Source organism: Rheinheimera lutimaris, assembly GCF_013283795.1.
Classification (GTDB): Bacteria; Pseudomonadota; Gammaproteobacteria; order Enterobacterales; family Alteromonadaceae; genus Alishewanella; species Alishewanella lutimaris.
Genome location: NZ_JABSOD010000016.1, coordinates 77112 through 90940, shown reverse-complemented (window position 1 = coordinate 90940; position 13829 = coordinate 77112). Strand labels below are relative to the sequence as shown.

At 51.9% G+C, this 13829-nt stretch carries 3 protein-coding genes and 1 riboswitch; all 3 genes read right to left on the bottom strand.

All coding sequences use genetic code 11. The features are described from left to right. Positions 1-472: 472 nt before the first annotated feature. Genes HRH59_RS14545 through HRH59_RS14535 form a run of 3 tightly spaced genes read right to left on the bottom strand, consistent with a single transcriptional unit; the run spans position 473 to position 13495 of the window. On the bottom strand, positions 473-778 hold the full coding sequence (locus HRH59_RS14545; RefSeq protein ID WP_173502003.1) for a hypothetical protein: 306 nt from the start codon (positions 776-778) through the stop codon (positions 473-475). Continuing rightward, positions 775-11787, bottom strand: a complete 11013-nt coding sequence (locus HRH59_RS14540; RefSeq protein ID WP_173502002.1) for a two-partner secretion domain-containing protein — start codon at positions 11785-11787, stop codon at positions 775-777. Before HRH59_RS14540 ends, HRH59_RS14545 begins: the two co-directional genes overlap by 4 nt. 16 nt (positions 11788-11803) lie before the next feature. Beyond that, positions 11804-13495, bottom strand: a complete 1692-nt coding sequence (locus HRH59_RS14535; RefSeq protein ID WP_173502001.1) for a ShlB/FhaC/HecB family hemolysin secretion/activation protein — start codon at positions 13493-13495, stop codon at positions 11804-11806. A 143-nt stretch (positions 13496-13638) separates the two neighbouring features. Continuing rightward, positions 13639-13734, bottom strand: a riboswitch (cyclic di-GMP riboswitch). Between the last annotated feature and the right edge of the window lie 95 nt (positions 13735-13829).

Here is a 13829-nt window from a genome sequence, read left to right as displayed (position 1 = left end):
CTTCGCCGGCCGCGATGCCGCTGTTAATGTTAAAGCCACCATCGGCAGTAATATCAATAGTGCCGCCGGCGCTTTTTAATTTTGATCTGACCCCAATTATTTTGCAAGGCTATTACGTCAGAGAATAGTCCCTGGCAGGTGAGGTAAATAAACAGAATATTGCTGTCCAAAGCAGACAATAATGACAGCTGCGTCTGATGCTGCCTTTTGCGCAAAATATAAACAGTTATTGAAAATTTAAGATGGTAGCCACAAAGATTTTGGCTAACTCTAAGATAAACCACCGCCACCTTGCTAGTTATTTCAGCAAAATGGCAGTGATTAATGGTGGGATCACTTATTTGGACACTTGGACGGGACAATTTGGAAACAAAACCACCGCCACCTTGCTGGTTATTTCAGCAAAATGACGGTGATTGATGGCGGGATCACTTATTTGGACACTTGGACGGGACACCCCTTTTTCCGAAACTTAAAAACCATTAAGGCAAAACTCTCCTTCCAAGTATTCGCTGTTAACCACCCCATTAACTTTGTACCTCAATACGCTAAATCCATTAACAATCAAATTGCAGAATTCATCCCTATATTGGACTTCCCCCTCGAACTCAAACTCAATACCACCAGACATCTTGATAGTTACTCCGTTCTGATTTTCAATAACACCATCTATTAGATATTGCTTATCGAAAGGTCTTCCTTGAGGGCCATCCGGTAAAAAAAATGAAAAAGATTCTTTATTTGAAATCCAGTCTTTTATGTATTGAATAGTATTCATAATTTAATAATCCAATCTTTGTTCGGGTTTGGTAGGAATATTTGTATGCCACCGCCATGCAACTCTGGCAAAGTTCCAACAGTTCCCGTTTGTGGTGCTGCGGGGCCTTCATAGTACTTGGTTCCCTTAGGCACTTTAATAACAGCTTGATTCAGAAATGTATTGCCCCATTCAGGCAATACAGCGCTGTCTAACTGTGATTGCAACGGACCTGCAGATTGTTCCGGCGTCCAATAACGACCATCAATAGCCGCATCACCACCATAGTCCCGATAAAAATATTGATCCGTGTCAGCTACTTTTTCCGTGTAAGAACCGCTGCGGAATGTAGAAGCCGGCGCGCGCAAGTCATTTGAGTTACCAAGAGGCCCTTCTTCATGCGGCCCAAATTTCGTTCCACTAGTGTTTGGAGCTTTCCCTACATCATCAACCTTAGCCACCGCGCCAGCCGATTTAGCACCTATTTTCAAGCCAAGTATCGCAATACCCTCGACACCCGCAAAGTAGCTGGCAATAACCCCTTGCTCTATACCGACTGCCCCGGCAAACGTCTGTGGGCTGCCAAATGTCGAGCCATCACCGATGAGTGAGTGGTAGCCTGAACCATCAAGCGGGCTGGATGTTGAGCCTAAGGTTAAAACAAATGCTCCAGTTTTCCCTAAAAACTGCGCCGCCTGCCAGCTTTCATTTGTCACCGATGCCGCCGTCCAGCCTATAAAATCACCCAGACCACCTTCTGCTGCCCCTGTATTTAATCCATAGCCACTGTACGCTGATTCACGCTGGTCCTGATAGAAGTTTATCGCTCCATCAAAGTCTATATCATTACCGACACCCGGTATGGTTTCATTTTGTAAGGCAGCGTATTCTCCTCTTTTAATAGCGTTATCCAGATTCTCGTCTGCATACTTTTGGCCTTCATCGTAGTAGTCTTTGTGCAAACGATCTGACTCTTCAAATTCACTTTGCTGCTCGGTAAAGCTTTTCTCCGGCATCGGTGGTGCATCAGCTACGCGGTACTCCTCCTCCGGTAACGGCTCCTGCAGTGCAACCAATTGTACTGACAAATCTGCAACCATGGCCTCAAACTCTTTAGCTTTCGCCCAGTCGGCCGGGTTATCACTGTCCCGCAGTTGCTGAATAATGTCCGTGACATGCTTCACTTGCGCCATAATCGCCGCGGATTCTTCCGGTGATTTCTTGTTGAAGCTATCAATAAGGCTTGCCAGCTCACTTACCGCATCCACTGCATCTTTCAGGGTTTGGTTTTTAACCGTTAAATCCAAATCCGCCTTAGTACGCTCTATGCTGTACAGCTCTTTATCTACGGCATCAACATCACGGTTTAACCCCTCCGGCTCTGCCTCTTTGCCGCCTACGGTAATATTGCCGTTGCCTATGGTGGCTAAGGTTTTGCCTTTGTCGTAGTTGCTGCCGCTATGCAGGCCCAGGTTGGTAGTGCCTGATGGCTGGTCTTCGCCTTTGCTGTCTTGCGGCGGTGTGGTTACCCCTTTTGGTGGCGCGGTGGTGTTATCGCCCGGTAGCGTGCTGACATTTAACGCCACGCTGCTACTGGTGTTGTAGTGGGTGTTGGTTAAATCTTCAAAGCTTAAGCTGCCGGTATTTAAGTTTAAATTACCGGTGTCGTTACCGTTTTCATCTACGCTGGCTATCAGCGCGCCGGTAATGCCGGTGTGGCCGTTAACATTAATATCTACCGGCCCGCCGGAGGTAATGCTGCTAAGCACGGTTTCTTTGTCATAGTAACGGCCATTGCTGACATTCACCCCGCCGTTAGCGCTGTTAGCGTCACCGGCCTGGCCTAATGCTGTGGTACGGGTTTCTTTTGTCGGGTCAGCATTGGCGCCGCCTTCATTGGTGTAAGCCCCGTCAAAGCTCATGCCGCCACTGATCCCGGCGCCGTGGTTTGAGCCGTAGTTAAGGTTTTGCACCGACTGCAGCGTTAAGTCACCGCCGATACTGGCAGTCAGGCCTTTATCGGCCAGGATATTGGCACCCACCAGGCTGGCATCCCCCTGTGTGGTGATATCCATGGTTTCTGCCGCCGACAGGCCGGCATTGGTATAGGTGGTGCTGTGGTCACGCTGCTCGCTCATGCTTAAGCTGCCACTGATTGACGGCCCGCCTGCCGCAGCGCCCCATACCGTTTGGCTGACATTAATATTGCCCTGCTTGCTCTGGCTTTGGCTGTCGAGTGTGCTTACCCCGGCCTGCATGTTAAGCGAACCTACGTCCAGTACCATTTTACCTGTACTGTCGATGGTTGAGCCGGTAATGGCCAACTCGCTGTCGCTGCCGGTTTTTATTGATACGCCGGCACCGGACAAGCTTGAGCCCACTGAGGTGCTTTGCAGTAATTGGTTCTCTGTAACAGAGGCATTAATATCCAGCTCCAACCCGCCGTTAAAGCCCCAGGTGGTAGAGCTGGCCGCACCGGTAATTGACTGGTCGGCAAGGTTGACTGTAGCCGTAACCAAATTGTCACTGGCTACAGCGATATTGGCCAGGTGCCAGGCTTCGTCGGTGCGCAGCATGTCAATTTGGTTGCGTAAATCGTCAATATCGCCCTGGTTTACGCCGGGCTTGCCTTGCGCTAACTCCGTCTCAAGCTGAGTTAACGTCGCCTTTAACGTGTCCTGCTGTTGCATCCAGGTTTTGTAGTTACGCCGCGTGTTTTCCAACTGCTCTGCGGCATCTTTTACCGCAACTGCGGCCTGAGCAACTTCTGCCGCCTGGTGCGTTACCATTACGTTTACTTCTGCCGAGCCGGTGGTGGTTTTGTTGGTCTCGCTGTACGTGTCGGTAACATCGGCTACCCGCACGTTACCACCGGCGGTCAGGCTAAGCGCACCCTCTTTGTCGCCATCCGTATCGGCCTCAATATGGCTGCCTTCAATATTGATATTGCCTATCGAATCAAAGGTCACGCCGGCGCCGGCTTTAATCTCACTGCCTTTGTGCTGCGTGCTGTTGGTGCGGGTTTCAGATTCAAGGTAATCGGCATTGGCAATGGTTAAGCTTATCCGGCCACTGTCTTTGCTTTTATCAAGCGTATCTTTAAGTAAACCTGCCGGGTCGCTGAATACCTTCGCCACGTCACCAAAGCCAACGTTCATCTCTTTACGGTATTGGTAGGTCTCTGTCGTCTCCTTCGCCGCCAGCACCTGTATATCGCCGATATCGGTTTCAACTGATATGCCTTTATCCGCATCCAGCACCGAGCCTATTACCGTGGCGCTGCCGGCATCGATAATAATATTGCCGGTAGCATTAATTACCGAGCTGTCGGCGGTGGTGCTGGCAACGCCGTTTAGTGCTTCAGTAGAGGAGAACAAGCTGCCGCCGCTTAAGAAGCCGCCGGATTTACTGCGTGACTCGCGAATGCTGCTCTCTTCGCCGGAGGCTATCAGTACCTCGTTAAAGGCGCTTAAGCCGATATTGTCACCGTTTAGCTCACTGGCCAGAATGGTTAGATTGTTATCAGCATTGAGCAGTATATTACCCTCTGCAGTAAGGGTTGAGCCGGCCAGTAAGTCGTCCTGCGCCAGCTCTTCACGGCTTTTTGATTTTAAGCCGCCAAAGCTGCTTTTGCTGGTGTGGCTGTAGTCGTAATCCTGGTAAGTGCCGGCGGTAACGGTAATATCCTTACCATAGGCAATAATATTTTGCTCTGCATCAAGCTCGCCGCCCACCAGGGTGATATTGCCGCCAGGCAGTTCAACCACATTGCCGGCTTCATCTACTGTGGCATTAAGCAAAATATTCGCCGCGGTAATGTTAGTGCCCTGCACTTCTTCGTGCATGCTTACCGTTTCGGTAACTTTTTTCTTAAAGGTGCTCTTTTTGGTGGTTTTATCCGCATCGTAGTGCGATTCCACCACCGCCAGCAGGTTCATCTCATTGCCTGCGGCAAGGGCGGCTATGCCACCGGCATTAAATTGCGCCCCCTCCGACTGCAAATTATTACCCGCCACCACGCTTAAATTACCGCCGGCGTCAAAGCTGACCACATCATAAGTGCGGTTAAGCTCGATATCGTGGCCGCCTTTAAAGTACTTTTCATGGCCGCTGAGTTTTTCTACTGCGCCCAGCAGTACGTCGTTACCGGCGTTCAGGCTGATATCGCCTGCGGCGCTGAACTTACTGCCTTGCAAGTCGATATTGTTACCGGCTGTCATGCTTAAGCTGTCGTTAGAAATAATTTGCGGCGCTTTACCTACCGTGGTGTAGGTAGTGCTGTTATTGCCGTTTTGTACCGTGTGCTGGCTGAATTCAACGCGGTTAATAATGTCGCCACCGGCATCCAGAATTACCTTACCACCGCTTAGCAGGTTTTGGTTGATCAGATCTTTGCCGGCGCTGATGCTAAGTATATCGCTGCCGGTTAAGCTGCCCTGGTTGGTAAAGTTACCGCCGATATCTAACCACAGCGTGTCGCTTTGCTGGTTCATATTGTTGGTAAAGTCGCCCCCCAGCTGCAGGCCCAACAGCTTGTCGCTGTCGAAAAAGCCAAAGTTGCCCATTTCCAGGCCGTTTTCACTGCGCAGAATAAGGCCTTCGCCGGCCGCGATGCCGCTGTTAATGTTAAAGCCGCCATCAGCGGTAATATCAATAGTACCGCCGGCACTTAAGGTAACGCCGTCTGCCAGTAAATCATTTTGGCTGATGGCAGCGTACAGCCCTTGCTGGCCCTGATTAATGGCGTTAGCATCGAAGCCTAAATCTTCGGTTAGCACGCGCATTTGTTCGTCGGTAATAAACACATTTTGCCCGGCCGGTTGGCTGCTGTTGCTATAGTTGCCGCTTTGCTGTGCACTGCCTTTTTGCGCTGTCAGCGTGCCTTGCTGGTTATCTACCAGGCCTTTGATAATAAGATCGGGGTTGTAGCCGCCACTGCCTGCAATATTGCCGTTACCTACCGCGCCGCCACCTTGTTGCTGCGGTATAGCCGGAGCATTAGCGGAAGCGGCAGAGAGGCTGTTGCCTACATTCAGCGTTGCAAAGCCGGCGCTTTGGATGCTGATACCGGAGTGCACAGCGCTAACCTGTTGCCGGCCGATAACGCTGCTGCCTGCTGTTAACTCAGTATTATGCTTGGCGTTATTATCGTGCCAGTCTGCATTTACGCTGCCGGTGCTGCCGGCAACTACGCCGCTGGCCGCGCGCTCTGCCGTGCCGGTGCTTTTGGCATTACCGCTGCTGCGGTTAACCACCACGTTGCCGCTGCTATTGGCCGTGGCGCTATTGCCACGCGAAGCACTGCCGCTACTGCCATTGGCGTTGGTGTTCGGCCCTTGCAGCGTTAACGGGTCTGTATCACCTAAAGTGGCATCTTCGGTTAAATTGCCGGTAATATTACCTCCGGCTACTATGGTGCCGTAGCCACCACCGGTAAAGGTTATTTCCTCGTATGAGCCTGAAGCTCTCACCTGTCCGGTAGGTTCCGGATTCCCTGGTTCAGCACACCCGGTCGCTTCACCAAAACCGTCTGTATAGTACAGCATACAACCGTTATCCCACTCTTCTTCCTTCACGGTAACGGTACTAACCTGTTTGTTCGTTGCGCTATAGTTCTTTAAGCTGGTACCGGTAAGGCTGATGTCCTGCCCCGCTGAGATAGTACTGTAATTATTGGTAATATTGCCATGCAGGCTAAGATTTCGCCCGGCAGCAATAACCCCAACTTTGCCGTTAAGCTGCGCTTCATAATGCTGGGAGGTACCTGTTTCATAAGTAATCCAATAGCTATTAATTTGATAGAAATTGTCAAAATAATGCGCCCACGGCTCACCGTTTGGGTAACGGTGCCACTGTGTCACTCTGTCTTCGGTATAGGTCAACGTACCGGTATGGTCATTCAGAATAGTACCGCTGATACTTAAATCCTGCGCGGCGGCGATACTGCCGCCGGTATTGGTTACCGTAGTGCCGCTGATAATGGCATCCTGGTTGGAGTAGATATTCGCGGTATTGTCGACATTGCCGTCGATGGTGAGCAAACTACCGGCAAACACCAGGTTACGGTTGTTGATATTGCCGTTAATATCTAAATGGCTACCCGCCGCCAGGGTGCCGTTATTAGTGGTGTCTTTCACATCCAGCGTTAATACGCTACTGCTGCTGACTATGCCGTCATTGGTAAGCTTATTCAGGTCCAGCACCGCATTACCGCCGGCACGGATCACACCAACGCTGTTGTTGGTGAGTTCTTTGCCGCTGATATCCAGCGTACCGCTGGCGACAATAGTGCCGCTGTTGCTGATATTGGCATCTGAGTGCAGGTTTATATTGCGCCCGGCACTGATATGCTCGCCGCTTTGCAGCGCTATGCTGCTTTTGCTGTCCAGCGCAATATCACGCGCCTGCATCCGGCCTACGCTCAGGCTGTTAACGGCAATATCCAGCAAGCCGTCAGATTGCAGCAGGCCGGCGCTGTTGTTCAGTGTGCGCACGTCAATATCTATGCCGTTTGCGCCTGATACGGTACCGCTGTTGGTCAGGGTGCCGCTGCTGTCGATATCTACTTTGCCGCTGCGACTGGCTAAGGTGCCGCTGTTGGTTAGGGTTGCCGCATTAACGGTTAACAGGTTGGCAGCAGAGATTTGCCCGGCATTTCTCAGCAAAGTGCCGCCACTGAGGCTGATAGCACCGTTACTGATAATACGTGCGCCGGCGGCATCGTTGGCGATTGAACCGGCAGTAATGGCCAGGTTGCCCGAGCCGGCTAACAAGATACTGCCGTTATTGTTATCCAGTGCAGCGGCATTTAATGTCAGGTTAGTGCCGTTAGCAGCAATATGGCCGCTGCGGTTAGTCAGCGCGGCGCTGCTGATACTGCTTGAACCACTGCTATCAGTACTTACAATGCGGCCGTCATTGTTGTTCAGGCCGCCGCTGGCGGTTAGCTGATACTGGCCGGCGCTTAACACGCCATAGCTGTTATTCAGGTTACCCTGTGCATTAACCAGCAGCTGTGCGGCACTTTGCACGGTACCGGCCTGCTGGTTTAAATGTGAGGCACTGTTCAGCGTTAAGCTGCCGCTACCACTGTGGTTAATTTGGCCGTTGCTGTTGTTTAACTCACCACTGCGGGTAATTATGCTGAAGTTGTTATTAGTGGCCTGAATAACGCCACTGTTATTGCTCAGGCTGGTAGCACTGATTTGCGCATTATCAGTACCCGTTGATGTAATAGTGCCGGCGTTATTATTTAACACAGCGCTGGTCAGGCTAAGGTTTTGCCCCTGCAGGGTACCGCTGTTGGTCACGTTGCCGCTGGTATCAATGGTCAGGTTGGCGTCGCTTAACAGGCTGCCGCCCTGGTTATGCAGTGCACTGGTTACCAGGATATCGCCCTTGCTGTACAGCTGGCTGTTATTAACAAAGGTGCCGCTGCTGCTCAGTTGCATGCCTTGTTCTGCGTACACAGTACCGGCACCGGCAATACTGTTTTGAATATTTGCCGTACCGGCGCTGGCAATACTGCCACCGGCATTGTTGATGCTGCCGTTGTTACCCAACAACAAGCTGCCCAAACCGGCGTGAATAATGCTGCCGCTGTTGCTTAAATTACCGCCCAGGCTCATATCCAGGCTGCTGTTATGCACAGTACCGCTGTTGCTCAGCTGTGCCACGTTAAGTTGCAAGCCATTAGCGCTATTGCCGGCATTAATCAGCACGGCACCACTTTGGTTGTCCAGAATGTCACCACTGTAAGCGGCAGCGTTACTTTCGATACGGCCGCTGTTTTGCAGCAGGCTAAAGCCGGCTACATCCAGATTAGCTGCCGACAGAGTGCCGCTGTTTTCCACATCGGCTGCCGTTATTACCGCACTATTGCCGCCGTACAGTAAATGGCTGTTATGCAGGCTGGCGCCGGCCAGTTGCAGGCTATTGTTTGCCGACACGCTGCCGGCATTGCTGATAGCCCGGTCCGGCGCATTGACTGTAATATCATTGGCTACCAATACCGCACCGGCCTGGTTGCTCAGCCCTGCATTAAGCTGCAGGTGTTGCTGCGCCTGCAAAGTACCGCTGTTTACCACATCGGTGGCATTCAGTACCAGGTTGACGTTTGCGGCGATAGTACCGCTGTTGCTTAAGGTGCCGGCCTGCGACAAGGTAAAGGTGCCGCTGCCCAGATGCAGCAATTTGCCGTTGTCGTTGCTCAGGTTGTCCAGTACCAGCTGCCAGTTATTGCCGTGGCTGGCAACTGTGCCGTTGTCGTTCGTCAGCTGGCTGATACCGGTTAGCTGCAGCGCATTGTCGCCGCTGTCGCTGGCCAGGATCACGCCGTAGCTGTTATCCAGCGCGGCAGTACTTAATGCCAGGGCTTGCGCATTAATGGTGCCGCCGCTGTTATTCAGACTTTGTTGACTGCTTAACAGTGCGGATGTGGCCTGAATGCTGCCACCGCTGTTATCAATTTGCGCCGCATTGGCTGTTAAAGTATTCGTCGCCTGCAATAAACCAGTGTTATTGCTGAGCACTCCACTGAGTTGCACGTCAACAGTATCAGCTATCAGGTTGCCGTTATCATTGTTCAGCTGCAGCGCACTGATATCCAACTGAGTGTTGCCGAGGATAGTACCGGCGTGATTGTTGATAACGGTGCCGGCCAGTTGCATATCGGCTTCTGCCGCTATCCGCCCCTGCCGGTTATCCAGTGCGGTAGTGTGCAGCAACATAGCGCCTGCGCTTTGCACCGTACCGCCGCTATTGTCCAGCTCTGCCACGTTAAGCTGCAAATCTGACTGCGAAATTAGTGCACCGCCGGCGTTGCTGATATTACCGCCGCTGATATTCAGCCGGCCGGCGCTGTAGATTTCGCCGGCGTTGTTATGTAACGCTACGGCATTAATTTGCAACTGCCCCGCAGCAGCAATAATGCCACTGCCGTTATTCAACTGCTGCGCATCCAGACTCAGTGTTGTGCCGCGGATAGTCCCGGCCTGATTATTAACATCACCGCCAACGGTTAACGTAAGCTGCTCAGCGCTGAGTATGCCTTGTTGGTTGTTGAGCTCTGCGGCTGATACCTGCATAGTGCCGTTGCTGAGAATTTGGCCAGCTGCATTATTCAGCTGCTGTGTGGCTTGCAGCGACATAGTGCCACTGCCGGTATGGCTGATTTGGCCACTGTCGTTGTTAATCTCAGCGGCAGTAACTACGGCAGCGTTGCCAAACTGCAGTAATCCGCCCTGGTTATCCAGCGTATTTTTTATGTTTAGTGCCGTTGCCTGCTCTGCTGTAAACAGCATATTGCCGCTGTTGTTTAAACTATCTGCGGTTAAATCAGCAGCACCTTGCAGTTGCACAGTGCCACTGTTACTCAGCTCTGCCGTGCTAATGGTACTGTCACCGGTGATTAACCAGTCCGCACTGTTGTGAAGTTGCCCGGTTGCCTCAAGCTGTGCGCTGCCTTCTGCCACTAAGACGCCACCATCCAGCTGCAGCTCGCGGCCGGTTACACTTAACCGGCCGTCTGCGCCGGTTTGATACACCGCTCCGGCAGTTTGGCTAAATTGCTCAGCATTGATGCTAAGTTGCTGTGCCTGAATATGCCCGGCGTTGCTAACTGTGGCGCTATCTAAGGTCAGTGCACTGCTGTTAAGGGTGCCGCTGTTGTTAAACACCGTGGTTGTAAGGGTGCTGCTATCGCCTTGCAGCAGTGCCCCGGCGCTGTTCTGTAATTCTTTTGCTGTCAGTTGCTGAGTGCCACGGCTGATGATACGGCCCTGATTAACCGCAGTGCCGCTGATATTCAGCTGCTGCGCTGCGCTGTCCTGCCATTGCCCCTGCTGATTAATACCGGCGATAACATCACCACTTTGCTGTAACTGTGCGGCACTAAGCTGCATAGTATCGGCGGCGGCAATTAACCCGCTGTTTTGCAGCGTACCAGCCGCGGCAATATTGACGGTTTGACCATAAGTGCTGCCGTTGGTAATAATATCTGAGCGCTGTGAGCGCAGCGCCAGCTCGCCACCGGCGATAGTATCTTTTAATTCTAACCGGCCATCCGCCGTTAGCTGCAGGCTGTCTACCGAAGAAATAAGCCCCTTACTGCGCACCCCCAAACCGGCTTCGGTACCAATTAAACTAATGCTGTTGGCATACATGGCACCCAGCGCCGAGGCATCTAAGGCAAACTGATAAGCCGGGTTGCTGTCCGGTTGATTAGCATTAGCCTGCGCTTGCAGCGACTGGTAATCGTAATAATTGCTGCCGGTGCGGATATTCAGCTCGTTAGCATACAGGGCGGCATTTAATGTCATGGCGCGGGTAAGAATGTCGAACTTGTTTACATTGGACGCGTTAAGGCCGGCGCCGTCGATAGCCACATCGCCGCCGCTGATGTTAATGCCCAACAGGTTGCCGTTAAGTAAATCCGGAATACCGGTAGCCAACACCACCCGTGGTGTATTGATAAAGCCACAACCGTTACAGCTGATACCATTAGGGTTGGCTAACACAAACTCAGCGGAGTCACCCAGCACTTCGGTATAACCCAGTAAACTTGAACGGCCGCTACCGGTAACTTCGGCCAGAATAAGCCTGGCGGTGCCGGCAGCTAAACGGCGGTTACCGTCGGTCCAGCCACCCAGTGCAGATAACGCCGGCCCCTGGCTGTTATTTAAAATTAAACCGTCTGCAGTAACGTTAAACTGCATAAACTGATTGTGCGACACGCCGCTTTGGCCTGGCGCTGCAATATCAATCACGTCAGTACCGTTAGCCGAGTGCTTTTGCGCGGCCTGTTGCCCGGCGGCCAGTTGTGCGGTGTTGTTAGCAGCTTGCGCGGCCGCCCTGGCTGCGGCTGTGGCCTGTAATTGCAAGCGCAACTGCTCACGCCGCTCTGTCAGCTCAAAATCTGCAGGGGGTCTGTGTGAGCGCTCAATGCCATGCGCCGCCATAAGCAGCGGGTTACCTGCTAAAACGATGACTAACGTGCGTGCTACAACAAGGCGCCATTTCATGCTAAACATACCGGTTCTTCCTGACTTAAAAATTTAATCTGACAGAGACATCGATTTCCTGCTGCTTTTGCTGCAGAAAATCCGGCACTCTGAGCGCACGGGCGTAAGAAATTGTGATACTGAGGTTGCGATCAAACAGTTTGACGCCAACCACCGAGCCGGCGACCCACTCGCGGCGCTTATCCGGGTATTCAGGCAAGTTAGACCAGCCGGCATCTACACCAAAGAAATAGTGCAACTGGTTCAGCTCTGCCCAATCGGTTTGCAGTGGCAGGCTGATATCGTTGCGCAAGTAACCGCCTTTATAACCAAACAAGCTGCTTTGTGATAAACCGCGCACCGAGTAACGCCCGCCGACGGTGAGACCTTCAGACGCCAGGATCACCTTAGGCGAATAAAGTAGTTCCGCCGAGGCGGCATAAAGCAACGGCTGCCCGGCCAACTCCAGTTGCGTGTTATAACCAACATTCAGCCGGTACTTGGTGAACTGAAAATCATCCTCAGCCGCCACCACTTGCCGCTTAGCATCAAACCAGGCCACACTTTTGATAATGCCGGCATTGAAGCTGAGAGTACCCTGCGGCAGAAAATGCCGGTAACCGGCAGCCAGATCCCAAACATACAAGGTTCTGGACGAGGTTTCTAAAAAGATGTCTTCAATGTAGTTTTTGCTGTCTTTGCGGGTAAAGCCGAGTGTAAAGTCAAGCTTGCCGGTTTGGCTGCGATACAGATTGCGGCCCAGTTGCATGCCGCTGTTAAGTGAGGAGCCGGAAATGGAAAAATCTATCACATTACCTACTACCGTTTGCTCATAGGCATAGTAGTTATTACTCAGGGAAAACTGCCAGTAACCAAACGGCAATGACCAGGACGCAGCGTAACTGCGTGACTCGGCGTGCGGTAACTCATGACCGCCAATGTTGGTAGATGCCGATAGAAAGGCGGTGTCGTTCAGGCCAAACACATTGTCAAATACCAGGTTGCCATCTAACTGATACTCACCGGTACTGGCCACACCGTTATTATTAACGCCCAACGAGCCGCGCCACGGCCTGGCAGTCTGATTGGCGATACCCACCAGGGTGCCGCCCTGCTCTGCACCCGGCGTCAGGTCTACTTTGGCATTGTTCCGGGCCACGCTATTAAGGTTCTCAATACCGTGCTCCAGCGCGCGGATATTCAACACCTCACCGGGCTGTGCCGGAAAGGCCCACTTCAGCTGCTGCGGCGTAATACTGCCGTCAACAGAATCAAAACCTTCAATCACGCCTTCGACCACCACCAGGTCTAAGCTGCCGTCAGATAAATCTTGCGGGGCGATATAAGCGCGGCTGGTGACATAGCCTTGTTCAAGATACAAATTGGAGATGGCGCCCACCAGAGCGTTGATATGCGCCAGGCCCAAACATTGCCCGACAAAAGGCTGCGTGATCTGAGTGATCTGTTTCGGGCTAAGTTTAACGCTGCCTTGTACATTAATAGCGTTAACAGCAAAACACTGCTCTGTGTTTTCCAGCGCAGAGAAATCAGTAATAACAGCCTCAGGCCGCTGCAAACGCACTTCAGGCCGCTGTTGCAGCGGTGCTATTTGCTGCTCCAGCCGGTCTAAGCCCTGTTTAAGCTGTTTTTCGTGCTCAGACAAGCTTTGCGCCTGCACGCCAAAGCCTGCCACATACAGTAGCAGCCATAATAGCCGGGCGGTTGTTAAATACTTCACTGAGGCATCTTCCCTGGCATTTACCACACAGCCGCCGGCAAAACCGGCGCCGTAACTATATACCGGCAAACAGCATAGAAAAGCGCAATGGCGTACTGTTGCTAACTGGCAACGGGAAGTACAACAAACGAATGCGACTAAGCTAATGCAACCACTGCCGTCATTAACATTCATAACGAACGTTATTAGACCAGCGGCTTTGCGTCCTGCCCTTTCGGTGCAGTTTGCCCTTTAATTGTCTTAGCCTGTGAGAAGTGTTGAGAAATTAAACACAAGCTGAACAAAAGCAAGATATACAACTAATTACAAACTGACAAGTTATTTCCGGCCAATT

Coding starts and splice junctions, on each gene's coding strand:
- HRH59_RS14540 (WP_173502002.1), bottom strand. CDS start 11,787: ATGTTTAGCATGAAATGGCGCCTTGTTGTAGCACGCACGTTAGTCATC.
- HRH59_RS14545 (WP_173502003.1), bottom strand. CDS start 778: ATGAATACTATTCAATACATAAAAGACTGGATTTCAAATAAAGAATCT.